At 47.4% G+C, this 22,637-nt stretch carries 14 protein-coding genes; 3 read left to right on the top strand and 11 right to left on the bottom strand.

What is annotated here, in order from left to right; genetic code table 11:
* Nucleotides 1-149 precede the first annotated feature (149 nt).
* From DWW10_RS25875 to DWW10_RS03235, 11 genes are all read right to left on the bottom strand, one after another.
* Nucleotides 150-563, bottom strand: coding sequence for a hypothetical protein (locus DWW10_RS25875; RefSeq protein WP_147350454.1), 414 nt, complete (start codon nt 561-563; stop codon nt 150-152).
* Nucleotides 564-758: 195 nt separating this feature from the next.
* The gene (locus tag DWW10_RS03280; protein WP_118420825.1) at nt 759-3,953 is read right to left on the bottom strand and encodes a DUF6443 domain-containing protein; all 3,195 of its coding nucleotides are present in this window, start codon (nt 3,951-3,953) and stop codon (nt 759-761) included.
* 21 nt (nt 3,954-3,974) lie between these two features.
* Entirely contained in the window at nt 3,975-6,989 is a 3,015-nt protein-coding gene (locus DWW10_RS03275; protein ID WP_118420824.1) for an RHS repeat domain-containing protein, read from the bottom strand.
* A gap of 93 nt (nt 6,990-7,082) precedes the next feature.
* Entirely contained in the window at nt 7,083-7,175 is a 93-nt protein-coding gene (locus tag DWW10_RS25955) for a smalltalk protein (protein WP_158580793.1), read from the bottom strand.
* A gap of 75 nt (nt 7,176-7,250) precedes the next feature.
* Nucleotides 7,251-7,694, bottom strand: coding sequence for an N-acetylmuramoyl-L-alanine amidase (locus DWW10_RS03270; RefSeq protein WP_118420823.1), 444 nt, complete (start codon nt 7,692-7,694; stop codon nt 7,251-7,253).
* 94 nt (nt 7,695-7,788) lie between these two features.
* Nucleotides 7,789-8,496, bottom strand: coding sequence for a DUF6266 family protein (locus DWW10_RS03265; protein WP_118420822.1), 708 nt, complete (start codon nt 8,494-8,496; stop codon nt 7,789-7,791).
* A gap of 430 nt (nt 8,497-8,926) precedes the next feature.
* A complete protein-coding gene (locus DWW10_RS03255) occupies nt 8,927-10,855 on the bottom strand; it encodes an argonaute/piwi family protein (protein ID WP_118420820.1) in 1,929 nt (642 codons plus the stop codon).
* Nucleotides 10,856-11,208: 353 nt separating this feature from the next.
* The gene (locus tag DWW10_RS03250) at nt 11,209-13,128 is read right to left on the bottom strand and encodes a DUF3987 domain-containing protein (RefSeq protein ID WP_147350452.1); all 1,920 of its coding nucleotides are present in this window, start codon (nt 13,126-13,128) and stop codon (nt 11,209-11,211) included.
* The gene (locus DWW10_RS03245; protein WP_118222791.1) at nt 13,098-13,673 is read right to left on the bottom strand and encodes a BT4734/BF3469 family protein; all 576 of its coding nucleotides are present in this window, start codon (nt 13,671-13,673) and stop codon (nt 13,098-13,100) included. The genes DWW10_RS03250 and DWW10_RS03245 overlap by 31 nt, the downstream gene beginning before the upstream one ends.
* Nucleotides 13,670-14,017, bottom strand: coding sequence for a helix-turn-helix domain-containing protein (locus tag DWW10_RS03240; protein WP_118222790.1), 348 nt, complete (start codon nt 14,015-14,017; stop codon nt 13,670-13,672). Before DWW10_RS03240 ends, DWW10_RS03245 begins: the two co-directional genes overlap by 4 nt.
* Before the next feature lie 318 nt (nt 14,018-14,335).
* Nucleotides 14,336-15,910: a hypothetical protein gene (locus DWW10_RS03235; RefSeq protein WP_118421035.1), complete on the bottom strand. Its 1,575-nt coding sequence runs from the start codon at nt 15,908-15,910 to the stop codon at nt 14,336-14,338.
* Nucleotides 15,911-16,246: 336 nt separating this feature from the next.
* Here DWW10_RS03235 and lnb point away from each other — a divergent pair, with 336 nt between their 5' ends.
* The 3 genes from lnb (at nt 16,247) to secA (ending at nt 22,489) form a co-directional block, all read left to right on the top strand.
* Nucleotides 16,247-17,434, top strand: a complete 1,188-nt coding sequence (lnb, locus tag DWW10_RS03230; protein WP_409012345.1) for a lipoprotein N-acyltransferase Lnb — start codon at nt 16,247-16,249, stop codon at nt 17,432-17,434.
* Nucleotides 17,435-19,003: an alkaline phosphatase family protein gene (locus tag DWW10_RS03225; protein ID WP_044534293.1), complete on the top strand. Its 1,569-nt coding sequence runs from the start codon at nt 17,435-17,437 to the stop codon at nt 19,001-19,003.
* A 189-nt stretch (nt 19,004-19,192) separates the two neighbouring features.
* A complete protein-coding gene (gene secA, locus DWW10_RS03220) occupies nt 19,193-22,489 on the top strand; it encodes a preprotein translocase subunit SecA (protein ID WP_118421036.1) in 3,297 nt (1,098 codons plus the stop codon).
* Nucleotides 22,490-22,637 lie beyond the last annotated feature (148 nt).

The following is a 22,637-nucleotide window of genomic DNA, read 5'->3' as shown; positions in this document are numbered from 1 at the left end:
TTCATAGATCACATTACTGCAGTAAGTTGTTAGTTAGCCCCTTTCTATTATCCGCCACAATGTCTTGCTGAAGGATAAAAGTTCTTTTACCATTTCGAATTTTCATAATTATATTCCTTGCCCTTAATCTTCACTTAAAAAGGAAAACACTACTTCTCCTCCGATTTCCCATGATTTTTGCCCTTGATTTTCAATAAGAAATCAAAGAAACCATATAATAATATAGCTGATAACTGCAAGAAAATATAATATACTCCACCCTCAAAAGCTTGTGGATATTCATAAATCTTGTAATAAATACTACAAAGACCTATATCAGGAAGTAATGAATAATAAAATTTCAGATAATCAAGTGCATAAAGCACGGTAAACAATCCCAAAATTAGAATTATAAACCAACACCAAAGCCGCTTCCAACCCAAAATTAAATAAGCGGCCAAAGCTGTTACTATAAGTTGCACACAAAAGCCAGTAAATATCCAAATAAAATCCGTATCTGAACGCAAAATTAACATCACGAGAGTTACTGGGTTACCACCATTGTTTACTGTATACAAACTCAAGTGTATATGTATTAGTGTGATACATATAACTAATAATAATCTAAAAAAATAGGACCCATTTTTCATATTCTAAATACTTATAAGATTTGAAAGCTCCCTTGAGAATCAATATACAAGAAAGTATATCCACAATCCCCAAAGAGAGCTATTTATCCATTACACTTATTTCACAAGTACTAACTTAATGAAAATCAGCTACAATTTTACAATCTTGCCATCTTCTATTTTATAACTGCCTTCCGGCAAAGCCTTTATATAATCAAAAAAGTCTTCTATAGAATGCCTTCTCTTTTCATCACTATACGTGTCCATTTGCTTTGCATCCCGAATGGGAGTATTTCCCGCTATATTATCTTTCTTATGTGAATACTGATACGTATCCACCCCTTCTATAGCAGTTTGAGACCCTGGTTGATAAGGAGCAAAATCGTATTCTGCAAGGTTTATTCCATTACATTCTTCCGGATGCTTTTGTATATATTCCATAACCGCTTTCAAGAAACCTTTAGCGTAAGCACCTCCCATACTATGAGAAATAATTTTAATTGTTTCGATTATATTCCCTTTACTATCTCTTGCTAACTTTGAAATAATATCTTTCACATCACGCAAGCCAGTAATATATCCAAAATCAAAACGAGTAGAAATTTGCATGTTATAAGATAAACCAAATATCCCTCCCAAAGAGCCATCATAATACCGACTATTCCAATCTTTAAAATGATCCATTACAGCCTGATCGAAATTGGGAGAGTGATTTTTCATTTTCCAGTAATCAGGATCAGCCCCTTCAAAGCCATTATGAAGTCCATTGATAAATATGACAAGCTTGCCTTGATAATCAATAGCATTTACAGGATTTGAAGAACAGTACGCATATGGACTTATAGAGTAATACTTTTCCGCCATAGGATCTATATTATTCCAACGTCCCAGTACTGCATCATACATTCTTTCCCCATAATCATACCAGTTCAGCCCCTTCTTTGCATCCAGTTCCTTACCATTATACTTATAAGGCTGCACATTCTCTTCACTTGCAAAGACACCTCCGAATGGATAATAATGGTTGATTTCTTCTACACCACCATTCTTGTTAACCAGTACCCGGTTGTTTCCCTGATGGTCCTTCAGGTAATAGTGATATTCCCGGTCGTCTAAAGAGACATAACCTTCTTCCGTTAATAAACACTTGGCTGTACCACCTTCATAGATCACATTACTGCAGTAAGTTGTCCGGGTAGTGCTATTTCCTATCTTATGTTCCACGCAGAGCTTTGTACCGTCTGCCGCATAAGTATAGGTAATAGTACTCTGATCCTTAAACTTTACCAGTCTTGGCAAATTTAAGCAATTGTATTGAATATCCTCTATACCTTTGTTTAAATCTTGTGTTAAATTACCATTGGCATCATAAGCATATTCATTATCCTGTTTCACAGCATCTTTAAATTCGAATCCACCACCATAAGCAGAAGCTGTAGAGGCATCATCCACACGGTTCAGTTGATTACCGGTCAACGTCATTGTAAGGTTATCAATCACGCCGTAAGAGTTAGCTCCGGTCTGTCCGTAACGTACCAGTTCCAGGATATTTCCATTCTTATCATATTTCTTCACTCTTTCCGTGAAAGCGTTTTCTCTGGCAAGAGGCGTCTCTTCTATTTGCCTTCCGGTTCGAGTACTCATAAGCTTGGTTGTCACTCCCCAGTCGTCATCGTCGTCATCTTGCTGGCCCAGAATCAAATGGTCGGCATTTAACATGCGTCCCAGTCCGTCATAGGTAAATGTGTATTTCTGTCGGCCTTCCTCACCGCTTTTCCAAAACATTGAAGCAATATTTCCTCCACCGGCAGAATAACCATAATTCAACTTTAAAATAAGGTTAGGACTTTCAATGCGGGTCAGCCAGCTCCGAATGTTATATGCGTATCCCATTATGTCAGCCGAAGCACCATGCAAGGATTTATTTACCAACTGGCCCAATTTATTATAAGTATTCTCACTAAGCACAACTTTGGTATCGTTCAACTTATGTTCCACTTTACTGATTCGGTCAGCATAATCATAAGTATAAGTGTAAGTTTCGGTAATAGACTTTTGTGTCCCATTCTCCTTATATGTGTTTTTATGAACCACTGTCTGTGGATTGCTACTGAAGGTATAAGTTGTTTCAGTCACATCCAGCCCATCCAGCAAGTTGTTTTGTACAGTCTTCACTACACGTCCCTGAATGTCATATTGATACATCAAATATATCTTCTTGCTGTCACCGAATATACTGATGACACTACCGGTCTGATAGCCCTTGCCATAAGCTTTCTGAGCTTCTGTAAGTTTATAGTTGGAATCAGTAAAGCCTGTTCCGTTTATAAACCCATATCCATCATAATAATTATGAATATACACCACCGGACTCGAAGTAGCACTCTTGTTCGTGCATTCCCCTTGTTCGGTGAGGCGACCGAACTTATCATACAGATAATAAGTCCATTTCTTGGTAGCCTGCACCCGCTGGTTGCCATCCTGGGAGAAGACCAGCTGGTCCGCAGCGTTGTATGTGTATTCCACAAAATCAGCTCCGGGTAATTTCTTCTTCGTACAACGTCCGCAAGCGTCATATTCGTACTGGAAAGCATACTTGCCAAGATCCACCGACTCCTGATATTTGGGCTGAAGCACAAAGCAAAGATTACCTTTATCATTGTATATATAATAGGTGTCATGTTCCTCGCTGTTGTTCATCTGGCGGGTAAGCACTGTGTGTCCCTGTTTGTCGGTGAAAGAATAGCTTACGTTCAGGTCTTCATCTGTAGTCTTCACTACAGAAAGTTCACCTGAAGTATAGAAAGTAGTAGGATCACCGGTCAGCCCTCCCGTAGAGTTTACACCATACTTGATACACTTCAATGGAGAAGCATTCGTATTCAGCAGATACTCCGTCTTTACCGAGCGCCCGGCATTGTACCAGGCAACTCCCGGACCATATTGTGCCGTAAGGCGGTTCAGCGGCGAAGCTTCATAAACCGGCTGGCTGTAAGGCCGGCTGTCATTGTCGTAATTTCCAGGCGCACTGCTCTTGATACTGGCAGGAGCAAGATAATCGGAAGAACCGGCAAAGGTAGGCAGCCAACTGTTCCATTCGCGTCCGGCAGCATCATATTCCTGCAGGGTAACAAGGTTCTTGTTCAAAGATTTATCGCCGGATACCGCTTTCTGTACCGTCTGGAAAGGACGTCCCAGCCCATCGTAATAAGTGATATTGTCCAGATAGGACGTTCCTGTCCCATTCAGCATCGTGCGACTGAGCACGTAGTTCCGGTAGTCATCCTGTGCATTCAGGGCACAACCGACTATCAGGAATAATAGGAATATACTAAATCGTTTCATACGTATTGTTTCTTTTTAGGGTTAGTCGTAAAGATTATATTTATACTGCATCACAGCCTTGCTCTCATGGTTCTTTACCAGAGACAGCCTCCGGTAGTTATCATATGCGTAGCTGGTAGTTTTACCGTTGGCATCCGTCATACCCGTCATGCCCACTTGCGGCAGATAAGTATAGGTGGTGACCAATACGTCTTTAGAAGCAAGGGCATTTCGAATGGAAGTCAGCCGGCTCTCAACATCCGAAGGGCGGGTCAGCGTGTTTGGCAATCCGACTGAAGTACTGCTCAACCAGCCAGTCACCTCGCTGTATTCGGCACCTTCTATCCGTGCTACAGGATATTGGTTGCCGTACGACCACAAGTAAGTATACTTCAGGCCATTCTCACGTGTTTTCTCGGATACAAGCAGCCGGTTGGCATCATACGTGCGCCACAGGTAGGCTGTGAATGTGAAAGGGGTATCCTTGTTGAAATCAATATCCTTAGCCGTGGTTTCCGCACGGTAAGCAATCTCCGGCTGACCGTATACATTGTACCTGGTCTGCTCACCCGATACCAGGCGGCCGCCTTTGTACGAGCGTACATCTACCGGAAGGAGGATGTGCTTATCCTTCATTGTCTGAAGGGCTGCATTGGCAGCAGAACTGTAGTCGTGCGGATAATAATACTTCGTCACAATCTCGCTGCCATCGCTTGCCGTTTTCTTCACTTCCGACACCAGTTTATGATAATCCGAGGCATACGTATATTCTTTCGTCGTGCGCAAAACGCCTCCCTTGTCGCCATAAACCTCATGAGTCTCCTTCGTCAACCGTGAGCGTCCGGTGGTCAGGTAGTCCCGGGCAAAGAGGAACTCATAATCATTAAATTGTACCGCCTTAGCTCCGGGTTCCACGCCCAACAGGCACTCCCCATAAGTCATATAGTCTGCCTCAGTCAGCTGATTGCTCTCAGTATAGACTTCACGTTTTGTTAACTGCCCGCGCATCCAGCCCAGATCGACGTCCGTCATGAAAGGGAAAGTGTAAGAAGTAGCCGTGCCCCCCAAAATCGTGGAAGGGATTACCCCGCCCGAATTTATGTAAATGTAAGAAGAGCGGAACCAGTCGGGAGCCGAGATGCCATCCCCCGGCCGGATATAAGGTTCATGGTTCGTTTCATAAGTATAGGTATACTCCGTGCGTCCCTGCCCGCTTATGTATTCCGTCACATTGGGGTACATGAAGTCACCTTCCACACCCAGCGTCAGGGCAGGGAAAGACGTGATTTGCAGGATATCAGGTGAATCAATGAGGTCGGTAGGAACTCCATAACCAGCCAGATAGTCCCTGCATCGCCCCAGATTAGTGCTCGAATCAAGCATCTGATGATACCAGACATGATATAAATTCTCCGCTAAATGATACTTGCTGTCTCCCCATGAATAATAAGGATACTCGTAATTACGGATTTTCTGATTGCCATTCTCATCATTGTCCGTTATCTTCTTGACGCGCAAACCTCCTATGCCGATTTTCCCTAATGTATAGTTGGTATCGTGCGTTTCAAAGTCAAAGTCCGTATAACCGCCTGTGGGATACATGATCCTCTTCAAGGTACAAGCCTTGACAGCCTCGGTATCCATTTCACGATTAGCGCCATTTGATATTTTATAACCCTTTATGCCTGCCAGTTCATAACTGTTGGACAATTCTCTGAACCACGGGTCAATGTAGAAAGGTTCATTTGCCGCGTTATTCGCAAAAATGGTCTTGTTATCCGTATAATTATAGTATCCCCAGTGGTCCTGGCAAGGCGACATCCGGTAAGGCAATGCATACATATTATCCGTCTTGGAACCACCGTCTCCATAATATGAAAAACGATAGGGAGGAAGTACCGATGTGCCTGTAGACGGAAGTTCCTGTACTTTCTCCAAACGCAGGCGATAGTTCAGATATTGGTAGTATGAAGCGGCTATTTTATGCCTTTCATCCGGTTCAAAGTAGCCATAGAACAGCTTGTACTTCTTATAAATGTCGTTTGCCGAATTATAGGAAGTAACACTCTCGAGCATGCTCCCCCGTATGCTGTGGGCATCCTTACGGTTCTCGCTGCTGCACGTAAAGTCAATGTGTGCTCCCGAAGAAGCAGTGATGCGGCTGACCACAAGTCCGGTTATCCCTTCATTGGAATTATCTACAATGGCAGGCCTCAGGTAGCTGGGGGGAATCTCATGCGTATTAAGATCTTTGTTGAGGGTCATATAGCAGGAATCATCAATGCGGTGGATGACACTCATTCCTAATGTGCCGCCACTTACATAAGTGAAAGTGATGCTGCCTCCGGCAGGGCTGGTGATCGAGGAGAGATACCATCCGGAAGTACAATTATCCCTTATCGCACCGTAATAAGCATATTCTTTATCCTTAAAAAGATATACCACCCCTTTTTCATCCGTAATCTTGAAAGTGCCGTCCGGCTGGAACTCTATGATACAGTCATCCTGATTGATCATGCGCCCTTTTCCGTTTTCATCCAGGTAAAACTTTCCGGTTCTTCCGCAGAAATTGAAAAAGAAGATATCCGGTGCAGGGTCGAAACTGTTAGGTCTCAAGTCGGTCGCACCCACCCAGTTGCTCCTTTCGGCTTTGATGTATTGGTCTATGGTTTCCACATGATCATTTTTAAAGCGCAGATTCACACGGCGCATTTTTCCTGTCTTGGCATCCATCTCGTCGGGTGCTCCCCGAAGCTGGCAAGTAATCATGCCGCCTGCATTCAGGCTCCATCCCAGCCCTACCCACGAGGCTTCCTGGTCTACTTTGATACCTGATGCATAGTAGCTTAGTGAAACGTCCACCTTGATGTCGCGGTCGCTGATGGAAGTCAGCGGAAGGTTGATTTGCGGAAGACCGGTGCTGTAGTCCACGGGCAGGTCGCCGTAGCGGGCAAAGGCATATGTGTTGGGCGTATAGAACTGTTGCAGTTCCTGCCCTCCTTCTGCATGGGCGAGGGTGCCCAGTGCTAATAATAGAATAAATATAATATTTCTCATAATGATTATCTGTTGTGAATGGATTAATTGAATAATAAAAAAAGTACTATCTCAACTCCCCTCCTCGGAGGAGGAGAATTGAGATAGTGTTTACTAATTCATTGCATTCGCCCCTACCACCCCGGCTATTGCCGAAGCTACAGCGATGACGACTTTCAGGATCATATCCCAAACTGATTTATTGATCTTCATACTTTTGAGTTTTTGAGTTTGTTAGTTTACAAGCCTCCGGTTTACAGATCCGGCAGGCTTTTAAGTTTATCACAATTCCGTAGCCACTTCGAAGCACGGGCATACCTTCACCCACTCCTCCGGCTCCACCACCCCGTCTCCATTCCTGTCCGGACTGAGATCGCGATGACCGCAGACGCGCACTTCGCCATGGAAACGACGCAACAGTTGATGTACCAGCAATCGCAAGGCAGCACGCTGTTCCGGCGTACGGGTGTCCTTCGGGCAACCCTGGGCATCCAGCCCGCCTTCATAGCAAATGCCAATACTATACTTATTGTATCCCTTCACATGCGCCCCTACAAGAGCCAGCGTCCGAGTCTTCACCACCGTACCATCACGACGGATGTAGTAATGGTAACCGATGTCACTGAAACCACGGCTGAGATGCACGGCACGGAGAGCCTCTACCGTAAAAGGACGGTCCTCGCGGGTGGCGCTGCAATGCACCACGATATAGTTGATTGTTCTCATGTAATTAGTGATTAGTGATTAATGATTAGTGATTAATAGCTGCGCAGCCTTTAATTCTTAATTCTTTAATTTTTAAAGCCTCCGGCTTTAGACCCTATCCCAGCGGATCATCTTCGATACCACCGTCACCACCCTGACTGCCACCGCCGCCTTCGGAACCGCCACCTTCGTAAGCGTCATTCTTCAGACAGATGCTGTTGGTCACACGGGTACCGTCCGCACTGCGGAAAGCAAGATAGACGGCCAGTGCATCGTCAGCCCAGTTATCTGGTAAATCCAGTTCGGCAGTAGCATCGGCACGGGCGGCAGCATCGAGACTATAGACAGCCTCCCCGCGAGCCTTGTTGTAGACCAACGGCATAGCCATGTCGTCAGCCAGGGCATCGCCCATCTTGCTGTTATCCTTCCATTTCAGAGTCAGCTTGCCATCCTCCACGGAAGCCGAGGCGTTGAAGACAGGCATCAGGCTGCCACGAGCCACCAACGCATGCCCGTAATTAATGGTAAGATCGGGTGCAGACCCGCCGATAGCATAGCGCAAATTGTAGGACATCGCCGCATTGAAAGGCGTACACTTCAAAGCATAAGTCTTGTACCCTTCGCGAACGTAAGGGGTAATGGAACGCAGAAAATTCAAGCTCATGGCAAACTTGCCGCGTTGTGTTTGTTGTTTCGGGGTACGTGGATTGCTGACACTGATGGCCATTGCACGCATATAACTCACGTCTTTCCAGGTGCTACCTATCACGGTACCCACTTTTCCACTGAATCCTCCGAGGATTCCTTGTTTGATTTCTCCCATAATTGTCATATTTTTAGGGATCATGACCGGACAATGCGTCCAAGTCTTAAAGCTGAAACGGACAGGCAGCAGCAGGCAAACACAATACTTCTGCAGCAGCACGGCAATGCAAGCGCATCTGTCATTCAGTTGTTACAAAGGTAAAGCGGGAAGAAGGGGGATTTCTGAAACGTGTGATTTTTGCGTCGGTTTGCATTGGTTTGCGTATATAGCTACGAATACCATTTCAGAGCAAGCGCATCAAAAGGGATTCGTTTCGGGAAAGAAAGGAAGGAAACCAGTTGACGAGTTGACAAGGGAACAAGGGGCTGCGCAATGCTTCTGTGCCGCATGGAACCTTGTCCCCTTGTCAACTTGTTAACTCGTCAACTTTCCCTCAAAACCCTACAGAAACGAATCAATAGTCAGCTCGCATCCTATTGCCAAACCGTCAAAATGCCAAATTGCCAAACTCCTCCCGGATGACATTCCGGTCCGCCATCTCCACCCGCCACTCCTGGCAGTGATGACGCACCAGACGGTCGGTATGCGACAGCACCAGCGGCAAGGGATTACCATCCACACACTCCGGATTGGCCCAGACTAACTGGCAAACCTGCACCAGCACTCCCTCCACCTCCTCCGGGGGCAGTGAAAGCAACTGCCCATCCGGACACAAGCGCTTCAGATTGACTTCGAGCGGATAAGGATAGAAACCACCACGAGAACCGGGAGAAGGAACAAAGTCCCGGCAAAAAAGAAGAAAAGTATCATCATCCAGGCGCAAGCAAGTACCCGCAGGAGGCATACCTCCCGTTGCGTCAGGGGCATAATGCCGAAGCTGGGCACCCGACGTGCGCCGCACCCGTACCCATACCACCGGCACAGCCGCCGGGGACTTCCCCATCCACGCCACAAAAGAAGCCAGCGGTTCTACAGGAAAGTCGTGATGGCAATAAATCACCAGGCGTTCAGGCGGACGGTTGTCATGGGCGGTACAAAACCGTCCGTAAGCCACCTTGAAGTATTCCGGAAAGAACAATGAGAATCGTTCGGCAGGCTTGCAGAGATCGCAATGACAGAACTGCAAAGGATCATTATAGAACGTCGCCGCGCAGAAAGCCTCAAAGCTCTGCGAAAGGCGAGAGTGTGAACATCCGACAATGAGGTCAGTATTCTGCGAAGCAAAGCACCGGGGCACCCAGGGTACACCACCCATCTGTACCAGCAAACGCGAGGCTACCGTAGGCAAGTGTCTGCTGAAAGCCTCACTCCCAATGGCATGCAGCGGAACTGGCCCCCAATAGAATGCCCCCAAAGAACGAACCAGCTTACGAAGCCGGACTGAAAGTTGCTGCCGCAGCAGCGGACCGGCAGCACTGCCCGAAGGTGTGAGCAGACAATAAAGCCGTCCGACGTCGGGCGCATCCATCCCCGACTGCTGATAAAGTGCCTGTGTCAATGTGTCGATGGCATGATCGTCCACATCATAAGGCACCCATCTGTCCACATCTCCCACAGGTTCCACTGCCATCAGGGAGGCAGTCGGAGCAAAAAGCAGGAAAAGCCGACGGGCAGTCTCCAGTTCTCCCCGTGGATAGAGCATCGTGATGTTGAGATAACGGTATCGTCCCGGTTGGCGGCCACCATAAAGAGGAAAAGTACTGCGGGGAGCATTCCCCTCTCCCGATGAGCCGAACCGTAACAAGCGATGGTCGGCATTCATATTCAGCAGGCAATCGGCAGGCACTTCATTCAGTCGGAGCGATACATGAAGGGGGCAACCCTCCACCTCACCGCCTCCGGGGAAGCAAAGTGCCAGCAACCGTTCCACCTCCTGACGCAAAACATCGTAAGGGCCGGTCGAAGCCATCATCTGCCGTTCCGTACGGAAAGAGACTCCCAGCCGGACAGCCAAAGCGGGAGTAAGTACGGCATACGCACGGTTCAAACTTCCCATTAGTCCGCGACTGAGTGAACCATGCTGCACCACCCACCCGTCTATGGCTACCAAACGGGGTGAAGCTCCCACCAATCCCATTTCCGACAAAGGGGCGTCTATGTATATTTGCTCGGGAGGAAGCACCTCCACGGCGATCCGGCAATCCGTAACGGTGGAGGAAGTGGCAGCAGAAGCAGGAAGAAGCGGACGGAAGGAAATGCGACTGTAACAAATTACGTTTTCTGCCTGTTGGGACAATGTATCTTGAAACCATATCTCCAGTACATCGGGACAGGGTGTATGATAAAACTTCCGTGTATGGCCCGTTGCACCTTCAGTCGGACCACCCGTAAGAGCGATCAGCCATCGACAGAGGGCTGGCGGCGTGATGTCGCAGGTGCCGGCATCGAGCACGGCTTGCAAGAGAAGCTCTTTCATAGCATTATCACTTCAAGACAAAAGTATTCTAATGCAAATGTAAGGATTTTATTTTTATATACCAAGTTCTTACCATCTCCGTGTCAAGTCCATACCAACTCCGTACCAAGTCCGTAGTCATAGACACGGAGATGGTACGGAGATGACAGGGGGAAAAGAAGAAGCAAAAGTACTCATATCGAAAAAGAAATGAATAAATAGATACGCGGACGACACGGATAAGGCGGACGAACGCGGACTTTAATTTATCATTTATAATAGTATAGCGCAGCTTTTTAAATTCGCGTTCGTCCGCCTTATCCGTGTCGTCCGCGTACCCATTTAATTCATAACCCTATTGGAACGAACTAATTTTATATCATTGTCTTAACCTTATACAGCCCATGCCCCTCTTTTTCCAACCGCCCCTGATTGCACAACTCAATTAGGTAACGGTCGGCCGTACGAGTGGGAATACCTGCTTCACGCGCCTTATCCTGATAGAGTGTGCGGTCGAACTCAGGGGGCAACATTTGCAACAAGGCCTGCCGACGCTTCTCACTTGCACTTCCCTGAGATACGGAGGCCGGATGCGACGTATGCGACGCCTCGGCCTGTAAACTTTCATAAGCCGCCTCTGTATGACGCAGTAACACCTGTATCATCAGAAGGGTGGTATGGAAATCATCATCACGACAACAAAGAGTAGCCGGCAGTGGGGCATCTCCTTCATAATCCATCAGGCGCAAGGCCGAGAACACCATGCAGATGCGGTAAGCCGTCAGCCCCAGACGACGCACGGAAGCAAGCATATCCGGACCTTTGCACTGCAAGCCCTGCTCCTGCAGATTGCCGAAAAAACGGTTAAACTCCACCTGCTGCTCCACCGTGAGCGTGAAGCGCAAAGGCCCGTCCTTCAGCAAACGAGTATAAAACTGAAAAAAACGACCTCCCAAACGCAGGAAACGACTGTCGAGCGTATCATCATCATTCCCGGCAAAAACATCATTCCACACCGGTCGCAAGGGAAGGTTATAGAACAGGAAGCGGGAGAAAAGCCCGTTCTCGGGATCAGGAATCAGTGCTCCTACCTGGCGCGGTGTTCCACTGAGCAGCACCGAAAGGCGGGGCATCGTTATCTCCACATACTCACGGTCCTTACGACGATTATAAGTGATAGGCTCGTGATGGAAAGCCTTGCGCAACCCATCGCTGTAATTGCCATGTTCGCTGCGGAACGTGGTAGTCAGCGTGTCACCTTCCGTCTCGAACATCAGAGCTTGACCTTCATTGTCATTCAGCGTCTGGAAAAGAGCCGTGGCACTGCTGTTTGCCGGAATGAAAAGCATCCTGACAGGCGGCTGTTGCGGTTCGTCGCCTCCCCCTTGTCTTTTATTTTTTTCATAGAGCGACTTCTCGCGCCGATACTCCTCCCACTCCTGCCGGTTACGACGACGCAGATCGGCATGCACCACATCTACCAGATGACGGCACAGCGTCAACCGCCCCTTACCCGCCGAGGCTTGTGCGCTGACAAAGAGAAACAGGTTGGGACAAACCTGTCGCTGTCCATAGATGCCGGATACTTGCGTCAGGCAGGAGGAAAGAGCGGTGAGAGCCCCCAGCAAGAGCATGTCACTGTCTTCGGGCGAGATGCCGTAAGAGCAGACATCATCCAGCAGGCGGGGCAACGAAGCGTATACCTCATCGGGAAAGACCGGGAGTTCAGCATCAGCAGACGTAGCGGTGGCGGTAGCAGTATGTGCAGTAAGCCTCTCTGTTTGCGGGTTTACATGAGGGGCATCGGACGGAGGCAGTTCCCCGCTACCCGGTGCCACCGGAGAAGCTTTCGGCAACTTGGCATTTTGGCAATTTGGCAACTGCTGGGTATTGATGTCCACTCCTGCTTGCCGTGCCAGGTGGAAAAAGGTATTCACCGTGATGCCCCGCCCGCGGGAATGCAGGCAGGCGGTGTACTGTTTCTCGGTTTCGGCAGGTTGATAGCTACTGTAGAAACGGCTCAGGCGATGGTAGAAGGTACGTCCGCCCTCACCCAGACCTTGGGCAAGCGCGAAGCCGAGATCACGCCAGTCGTTATAAGTAGGAGCTATATCCGTGCCAGCCAGTTCGATGCGGGATGTGACGATTTCTATTTCGTCACAAAGAGTGAGGGCAGCGTTGGGCTGCCACTCGTTTAAGTGGAATTTTTGTTTTGACATTTTAAGATTTATGATTTTTGATTTTTGATTTATGTAGCTCGTAACTATTTTATCATCACCACGTCCGGGTCCCAAGGCAGATAGCAGGCACGCGAGAGGTCACGTCCCGAAGGATCGGGTTCCACACCATAGTTTCGGGATATGTAGAAAGATAGGATTTCAAACCAGTCGGTATGTGTGCCTTGTGCCAGGTCGATGGGCACCACCCACTTCAGGCCGTCTCCACCGGGACTGCGGAAAAGCAGGGCGGTATCTACCGAAGCATCGTGCATCAGGGCATAGCGCAAGCCATAGACACCGCTCAGGCGTCCGCCATCGTGCCACTGGTTTATGTGGTCAAAGTCAAGGCAAATCAGTCCGCTATGGGCCAGCAGGGCATCATCGCGCCTGCGGGTGAACTCTCCACTGAAAGTGGCATAGTCGAAATGGCGGGCTTTGAAGCGTTGCACATCCCTCTGAGTGATTTTTTCTTCCTGCAACAGACGGCGGAGGCGCTGCAATTCCTCAGTAGGCTGACGATAATAATCGCCGCGGATGACGTTGTAGATCTGATGCAGCTCCACCGTCTTGTGGGGCACCACGTTGCTGACGGGAGCCAGGAAAAAACTGAAGCGATTCATCTGCTGCCTCCTTTCCCATTATCAGTAGCCGGGCTCTTCTCCTGCTTGCCCAGTGCACTGAGTTTATACATTACATAATTGTTTTGCAGCAGGTCGTCAATTTCACGGATGCGATAGAAATACTTCTTGCCCAGGGTGGTGTATCCCAGTGTACCGTTATCGCGTAAGTTCTGCAAGGTGCGTTGGCTGATGTGCAGCGCAGCCATCACCTCTTGCCCGTCTACCCAGTCTTTGGCAATCTGTGGACGGGGAGTCACGTTGGCACGTTCCAACAAGCGTGCCAGGCCGAGCAGGTTATCATGTACCTGCTCCAGTTTTTCTGTAAATAATGGATTCTGTTTCATATTCTTTTTCCGTTTGTCTGGTGGCAAAGGAAAAAGAGTTTAAATTGACGTGAGCTTGACGAGAATGCTCGTCAAAGGTTTATATATGGAAAAGAAAGGAAGTTGACAAGGGGACAAGTTGACAAGGGAACAAGGGGCTGCGCAATGCTTCTATGCCGCATGGAACCTTGTCCCCTTGTCAACTTGTTCCCTTGTCAACTTTCCCTCATAACCCATCAGGAAAAGAATTAATTCCGCAGTTCTGCATAAATGGACATCTCTTTCATACAAATTCTTAGAAAAAAAATTCGTTGACGAGACAGTTTCGTCAACGAATCATCAAGAGGTGAGGCGAAGTTTCTCTTTTTCGGCAAACTTCTCGTAGGTTTCTATATACCTTTTACTGTTACTTATCAGATTCTCGGGCTGCACATCCACATCGAAAATAGATGCAAGGAAAGCAGCATACGCCTGTTTATCCCATCCTCCTCTACGCTGCTGATAATGAAAGAAAAGACCGTAAAGCACCCCGATATAGTTCCGCAGGACTTTCACCTTGTTCCGGTGAATCATTGCAATCTGACCGCTCTGCAAAAACAAGAGAAAAGCATCTTCCAACCACTGTACATGTTCAGGAGTCACCAGATAAGCACCATTGCCATCCGTCACACGATAAAGGAAGGCCAGGAAAGCATGTATCTCGCCCTCATCCGGAAGCTTCGCCCCAAGCGGACGTGAAGGAATGAAAGAAAGTCTTTCGCTGGGTTGTATGGAGATGAAGGCCCGTGAATAGTTCTCCTCATAGAGTTCCTGCTGGCGGAGCAGATAGCTGCGCAACTGACGCGGAAGACTCATATCGTGCGTTATCAGCAGGCTGAGGAAGGTGAGGCACCGCTCCTTCTGTTTGCGGATAATCCAATGGGAAGCACCACGCCCTTCATTGTAGTGCAAGTGTCCGGCATATTGCTGGAAACAAAGATCGTTCAGACAATCGCTCATCCACGCCTGATCAATCAGCACCCCATAAAGATTCTTCTCATGGAGTGGAAGACCGCTGAGCAGAAAGAAAAGAAAGTTCTCGAGTGCTGCCACGCCTTGCCACAAACGAGCATCGCTATGCGGAGGTTGCTCCAGACCGGCAAGCAAGCCCACCAGTTTATTGTAAAGTTGCATGGCAGTACATTCATGTTCTGCTGTGATTCCTGCGCTGAGAAGGCATTTCACCTGATTTCCCGCTTGCAGAATGTCATACTTCCGCACTTCCGACTCCCGAATGGGGTGAAAGTAGCGAGCATCGTTGAGCAGGTATCGGTAATCCATAAAATCAGTTGGCTGCAATAAGTAGCCGAAGTCGATAGTCAGCGTCAGGTAGAGCGAGGCCAATGCCCCTTTCAGTTGCCCGCACAGTTCGGAGGAGACTCCCCGCCGACAGGCATCGTCCACTGCAACTCCGGTGCAATACACCTCTTCGAGCACTTCACACAACAGCAGACGTGCAGCATGGTCACAGTTCATCCGACTGATTCGATCTTTCAGCAACAGATTCAGCCACCGGGCTTCGGCCTGAAGAAGAGTTTTATAAAAATAATAACGGGGAGTGGATTGTTGCCCACCATAAGACACCGTGGCTACATACTCCATCTCTTCTACCCGCAAGCGGCAGAGAACAGCTGTGGCATCAAAGTCGGAAAAAGGGGACGTAGAGGAAAGAAAAAGAAAAGAGGGAACCGGTAAGTCAACCTGCCAGTCGGACAATATCTCCTTCAACTGATCTGTCAGCCCGTCCAGCGAGCCGGGCAGGTTCATCAGCTTTCGAGTGGACTGCTGAAGCCGCTCGGAAACGTAGCGCTGCCCCTCTAAACAGGAAGGGGACAATGCACCACTGAAGATGGTGATGGTCAAAGGGATAAACATAGTAAACGATTTTAGTTTCCAGCATTTTAGTTTAACAAGTTAATAATCAGTAGTCCTGTCTTTCTCAAAATGCTCATCGACATAGCGATAACCGAAATCGTTCTTTAGGGTGGGCTGAGAAGAAGTCGCACAAATGTAGCAAACTGTAAACAATAAAGCAAAGTTTCACCGTTAATCATCTTTAATTCCGAGCATTTTGTAAGGAGAATGGATTATATTATCTTTACTAAGAAAATGAAGGGAAATCTACAGTCCCCCAAGATTAACGGCACTTCAATATAAAAAATAAATAAATTCATTTTATTCTGCTCTTAGTTTGCTTATCTTTGCACCGAAATGAAACGAACGATCCTTCTACTGATTTTAGGAGTTTTTTGTGCTTTCAACATGAAAGCACAACGTGCCGACTCGATCCGCATCAGCCTGCTGACCTGCGCCTCGGGTGGAGAAATATATTCTCTTTTCGGGCATACTGCCATCCGCTACGAAAACTTTACCCGGAATATCGACGCTGTTTTCAACTATGGCATGTTCAATTTCAATGCTCCCAACTTCATTCTCCGCTTCGCTTTAGGAGAGACGGACTACCAGTTAGGAGCTACCAATTACGAGCACTTTGTAGCCGAATACAACTACCTGGGGCGGGACGTATGGCAACAAACACTGAACCTTACTCCGGACGAAAAGGAACATTTGTTTAATCTGCTTCAGGAAAACTATCGCCCGGAAAACCGTGAGTATCGTTACAACTTCTTCTACGACAACTGCGCCACCCGACCGCGCGACCAAATAGAGAAAGCCATCGACGGCTCTCTGCAATATGCTGACAATATGACCGACAATGACACGGGAGTTTCTTTCCGTGATTTACTGCATAAATACAGCGAGGGGCATCCTTGGTCACGTTTTGGCATGGATATGTGTATGGGTAGCGAAGCTGACAAGCCTATCAACCGGAGACTGATGATGTTCGTCCCCTTCTATGTACAGGAGTACTTCAATACAGCCCAAATCATAGACAAAGAAGGAAAAGCACGCCCGCTGGTATCCTCTGAAGAGAAAATAGTGGAAACCGGACTGACAGCTGCCGACCACCGCTCCGGTGGTATTACCCCGATGCAATCGGCCTTGCTGCTGTTCATCCTGGTAACTGCCGCCACCATCTACGGTATCCGACGCCAGAAAACCCTCTGGGGACTGGATTTAATCTTGTTCTTCTGTGCCGGAATAGCTGGATGTATCCTTGCTTTCCTGGCCTTGTTTTCCCAACACCCGGCAGTAAGCCCCAATTATTTACTGTTTGTATTCCACCCGTTGCACCTATTTTGCCTCCCGTGGATGATAAATAAGGTGAGAAAACGGCAGAAAAGTCGGTACATGGTACTTAATTTCATCGTTTTAACACTTTTTATACTGCTTTGGGCGATAATACCGCAAAGATTTGACTTAGCTGTATTACCTTTGGCACTTTGTTTGCTGGTACGTTCAGCAAGCAATCTTATTTTGACATCGAAAAAGAGATAAATGAAAAAGGGACTGATAACTTCCATACTCGCATTAACTTTTACTGGTCTGCAAGCTCAACCGCTGCCTGCCACTCCTAAATTAGTGGTAACGTTGACGATTGACCAGCTGCGCACCGACTACATGGAAGCATTCTCTTCCCTATACGGAGAAAAAGGGTTCAAAAGACTGATGCGCGAAGGCAAGGTTTTCTATCAAACCGAGTTTCCCTTCAGCGGAACAGACCGCGCCTCTGCCATTGCCGCCATTTACAGCGGTACGACACCCTCAATGAACGGCATCATCTCCCAGCAATGGATGAATGCCAATACATTGCGCCCGATGAACTGTGTGGACGACCCCGCTTTTATGGGAAACTTCACCGACGAGAGCTCCTCTCCTTCCCAATTACTGACTTCCACCATTGCCGATGAACTGAAAGTAGCTACCCGCAACAAAGGTATGGTATATGCCATTGCCCCCTCGCGCGATGCAGCTATCCTTGCCGCCGGACACTCCGGAAACGGTGCGTTCTGGTTGAATGAAAACACTGGTAAGTGGTGCAGTACTACATATTACAGCGAATTCCCATGGTGGGTGAGCCAATACAATGAACGGCAATCACCCGATTTTCGCATCCGCGATATGGTGTGGGAACCGATACATCCTATAAATAGATATACGTTCCTACCCGAATGGCGGGATCAACCCTTTAAATATAAGTTCGACAGCGAACGGATCAATAAATTCCGCCGGCTGATTACCAGTCCCTTCATCAATGATGAGGTAAACTTACTCACAGAGGAACTCCTGGAAAAGAGTACGATTGCCAAAGATGAGATACCGGACTTGCTGGCACTGACTTATTACGCAGGAAACTACAACCATAAGAGCACACAGGAGTGTGCCATGGAAATGCAGGATACTTATGTACGCCTGGACCGCAGTATCGGCTCCCTACTCGACCTCATCGACCGCAAAGTAGGCTTGCACAATGTCATTTTCTGCATTGCATCTACGGGATATGCCGACCCGGAAGCACCGGACCTGGGCCTGTACCGCATCCCGGGCGGGGAATTCTACCTGAACCGCTGCGCTACCTTGCTGAATATGTATCTCATGGCTACGTATGGCGAAGGACAATACGTAGAAACCTACTATAACCAGCAGATTTATCTTAACCATAAGTTAATAGAGAATAAGCAACTGAATTTAGCGGAGATACAAAATAAATCCGCCGACTTCCTGATACAGTTCAGCGGAGTGAATGAGGCTTATTCCGCCCATCGCTTATTATTAGGCCCCTGGTCGCCCCAGATTGAACTGGCACGCAACGGTTTCCATCGTAAACGTTCCGGTGACCTGCTGATAGACGTGTTGCCCGGCTGGACTATCGTGGAAGAAAATGTCACAGATAGCCGCGTAGTACGTCATGCAGATGTGCCTGCTCCACTCATCTTCCTGGGTGGTGGTATAAAACCCGAAACCATACGGGTTCCTGTCAATATTACCCGCATAGCCCCTACCCTGTCAAGTGCGATGCGCATCCGCGCCCCGAACGCTTGTACAGCTACTCCACTGAACTTTTAAGCTGAAAACACATCTTACTTGGATTATCAAGTGAAATGTTAACGAAGTGAATCGAAAGTTGAGTGTTTTACTCAAAAAACAATTCGTAAACTTCTCGTAAATCAGCATTTTAATGTAACTTTGTACCCGCATTTAAGGCAAAGTTACGCCCGAACTAATTAAGCAAATAATAATAAAAACAGATATATAATGGGATTTAATGAATTTTTAAGCTCGATTTTCGGCAATAAATCCGCACGCGACATGAAAGAAATTCAGCCGTGGGTGGAAAAGATCAAAGCCGCTTACCCGGAAGTTGCCAAACTCGATAACGACGCCCTACGCGCCAAGACGGAAGAACTGAAAACCTACATCTACAATTCGGCTACAGAGCAACGCGCTAAGGTAGAAGAACTGAAGGCAGGCATCGAAGCTATTGAACTGGAAAACCGTGAAGAGGTTTTCGCACAGATAGACAAACTGGAGAAAGAAATACTGGAATGCTACGAAAAAGCACTCGATGAAGTACTGCCTGTAGCTTTCTCTATCGTAAAAGAAACAGCAAAGCGCTTCTCTGAAAATGAAGAAATTGTAGTGACAGCTACTGAATTCGACCGTCATCTGGCTGCTACGAAGGATTTCGTACGTATTGAAGATGATAAGGCTATCTATCAGAATCACTGGTTGGCCGGTGGTGCGGAAGTTACCTGGAACATGGTACACTACGATGTACAGTTATTCGGTGGTGTGGTATTGCACAAAGGTAAGATCGCCGAAATGGCAACGGGTGAAGGTAAGACATTGGTGGCTACCCTCCCGGTATTCCTGAATGCATTGACCGGAAACGGTGTGCATGTGGTAACTGTGAATGACTACCTGTCTAAACGTGACTCCGAGTGGATGGGGCCTCTTTACATGTTCCACGGTTTAAGTGTGGATTGTATCGACAAGCACCAACCGAACTCAGACGCACGTCGTAAGGCATATCTGGCAGATATCACATTCGGTACGAACAATGAATTCGGTTTCGACTACCTGCGTGATAATATGGCTATCAGCCCGAAAGACCTTGTACAACGTCAGCACAATTATGCCATCGTTGATGAGGTGGACTCCGTATTGATTGATGATGCCCGTACTCCGTTGATTATTTCCGGTCCTATCCCTAAAGGTGAAGAGCAATTATTTGAACAGCTTCGCCCACTGGTAGAACGTCTGGTAGAAGCACAGAAGAAACTGGCTACTCAATATCTGGCTGACGCCAAACGCCTCATTGCTTCCAGCGATAAGAAAGAACAGGAAGAAGGTTTCCTTGCCTTGTTCCGCAGCCATAAAGCTTTGCCGAAAAATAAGGCATTGATCAAGTTCCTGAGTGAACAGGGCATCAAGGCTGGTATGCTGAAGACCGAGGAAATCTACATGGAGCAGAACAATAAACGCATGCACGAAGCAACTGATCCGTTGTATTTCGTCATCGAAGAAAAACTGAACAGTGTAGACCTTACAGATAAAGGTGTGGATTTGATTACCGGTAACTCAGAAGATCCTACCCTCTTCGTATTGCCCGACATCGCCGCACAGCTTTCCGAACTGGAAAACGAAACGCAGCTGACAGATGAAGAGCGTCTGGCTAAGAAAGATGAACTGATGACAAACTATGCCATCAAATCCGAACGAGTACATACCATCAACCAATTGTTGAAGGCATACACCATGTTCGAGATCAATGATGAATACGTTGTACTGGACGGACAGGTGAAGATCGTAGACGAGCAGACCGGACGTATCATGGAAGGCCGTCGCTACTCCGACGGTTTGCACCAAGCTATCGAAGCTAAGGAAAACGTGAAAGTGGAAGCTGCTACGCAGACATTCGCTACCATTACGTTGCAGAATTACTTCCGTATGTACCACAAGCTCTCGGGTATGACCGGTACTGCGGAAACGGAAGCAGGAGAGTTCTGGGATATCTACAAACTGGATGTAGTGGTAATCCCGACCAACCGTCCCATTTCCCGTAAAGATATGAACGACCGCGTTTATAAGACGAAACGCGAGAAATATAAAGCTGTTATCGAAGAGATTGAGCAGTTGGTACAAGCCGGACGCCCTGTGCTGGTGGGTACTACTTCTGTAGAAATCTCTGAAATGCTGAGCAAAATGTTGTCTATGCGCAAGATTGAGCATAGCGTACTGAATGCCAAGCTGCACCAGAAGGAAGCAGACATCGTAGCTAAAGCCGGTTTGAGCGGTACAGTAACCATTGCTACCAATATGGCCGGTCGTGGTACGGATATCAAACTGAGCCCGGAAGTGAAAGCTGCAGGTGGTTTGGCAATTATCGGTACGGAGCGTCATGAGTCCCGTCGTGTAGACCGCCAGTTGCGCGGACGTGCCGGACGTCAGGGGGACCCGGGTTCTTCTGTATTCTTCGTATCACTGGAAGACGAATTGATGCGTCTGTTCTCCTCCGACCGTATTGCCGGTGTGATGGACCGCCTCGGTTTCAAGGAAGGTGAGATGATTGAACACAAGATGATTTCCAACTCCATCGAACGTGCACAGAAGAAGGTAGAAGAAAACAACTTCGGTATCCGTAAACGCTTGCTGGAATATGATGACGTAATGAACAAACAACGTACTGTTGTGTATACCAAGCGCCGTCATGCCTTGATGGGTGAACGTATCGGCATGGACATCGTGAACATGATCTGGGATCGTGTTGCCGCTGCTGTTGAAGCTCCCGACTACGAAAACTGCAAAATGGACTTCCTGCAAACACTCGCTATGGAAACTCCGTTCAGCGAAGAGCAGTTCCGCAACGAAAAGAAAGAGAAACTTGCAGAAGAGGCTTTCAATGTAGCCATGGATCTGTTCAAGCGCAAGACTGACCGCATGGCACAGGTTGCTTATCCGGTTATCAAGCAGGTGTATGAGACTCAAGGACATATGTATGAAAATATTCTTATCCCCATTACGGATGGTAAGCGTATGTACAACATCTCCTGTAGCCTGAAAGCCGCTTACGAAAGCGAATGTAAGGAGGTAGTGAAAGCTTTTGAAAAGTCTATCCTGCTGCACGTCATCGACGAATCATGGAAAGAAAACTTGCGTGAGCTGGATGAATTGAAACATTCTGTGCAGAATGCAAGCTACGAACAGAAAGACCCGTTATTGATTTACAAGCTGGAGTCTGTAAATCTGTTTGATACAATGGTGAATAAGATCAATAACCAGACTGTTTCTATCCTGATGCGTGGACAAATCCCGGTACAGGAGCCACAGGAAATTCAGCAAGCTGCTCCCGAACAGAAGCAGGACATGAGCAAATATCGCGAGCAAAAGCAAGACCTGAATGACCCGAATCAACAGGCTGCTGCCCAACAGGATACACGTGAGCAAGTGAAACGTGAACCGATTCGTGCGGAAAGAACTGTAGGACGTAATGATCCTTGTCCTTGTGGAAGTGGTAAGAAGTATAAGAACTGTCACGGAAGGAATATGTAATGAGTGATTAGTGATGAGTGACTAGTGATAAGTATGCTAACCACTAATCTCTTATCGCTAATCACTAATAAAAGCCTCAAACGGTTAAAATCTGTTTGAGGCTTTTATATATCCATACAAAAGTGTATTTTTGTTATTCTTAGATAAA

Origin of the sequence: Bacteroides intestinalis (genome assembly GCF_003464595.1) — a bacterium.
GTDB classification, from domain to species: Bacteria; Bacteroidota; Bacteroidia; order Bacteroidales; family Bacteroidaceae; genus Bacteroides; species Bacteroides intestinalis_A.
The sequence above is the reverse complement of the archived record's forward strand: the minus strand, read 5'-3'. Positions and strand labels throughout refer to the sequence as shown.

Excerpts from the sequence above, each read along its gene's own strand:
- DWW10_RS03245 (WP_118222791.1), bottom strand. The coding sequence starts at position 13,673 with ATGAATCGCTTCAGTTTTTTCCTGGCTCCCGTCAGCAACGTGGTGCCC.
- secA (WP_118421036.1), top strand. The coding sequence starts at position 19,193 with ATGGGATTTAATGAATTTTTAAGCTCGATTTTCGGCAATAAATCCGCA.
- DWW10_RS03255 (WP_118420820.1), bottom strand. The coding sequence starts at position 10,855 with ATGAAAGAGCTTCTCTTGCAAGCCGTGCTCGATGCCGGCACCTGCGAC.
- DWW10_RS03240 (WP_118222790.1), bottom strand. The coding sequence starts at position 14,017 with ATGAAACAGAATCCATTATTTACAGAAAAACTGGAGCAGGTACATGAT.
- DWW10_RS03270 (WP_118420823.1), bottom strand. The coding sequence starts at position 7,694 with ATGAGAACAATCAACTATATCGTGGTGCATTGCAGCGCCACCCGCGAG.
- DWW10_RS03225 (WP_044534293.1), top strand. The coding sequence starts at position 17,435 with ATGAAAAAGGGACTGATAACTTCCATACTCGCATTAACTTTTACTGGT.
- DWW10_RS03235 (WP_118421035.1), bottom strand. The coding sequence starts at position 15,910 with ATGTTTATCCCTTTGACCATCACCATCTTCAGTGGTGCATTGTCCCCT.
- DWW10_RS03275 (WP_118420824.1), bottom strand. The coding sequence starts at position 6,989 with ATGAGAAATATTATATTTATTCTATTATTAGCACTGGGCACCCTCGCC.
- lnb (WP_409012345.1), top strand. The coding sequence starts at position 16,247 with ATGAAACGAACGATCCTTCTACTGATTTTAGGAGTTTTTTGTGCTTTC.
- DWW10_RS03280 (WP_118420825.1), bottom strand. The coding sequence starts at position 3,953 with ATGAAACGATTTAGTATATTCCTATTATTCCTGATAGTCGGTTGTGCC.
- DWW10_RS03265 (WP_118420822.1), bottom strand. The coding sequence starts at position 8,496 with ATGGGAGAAATCAAACAAGGAATCCTCGGAGGATTCAGTGGAAAAGTG.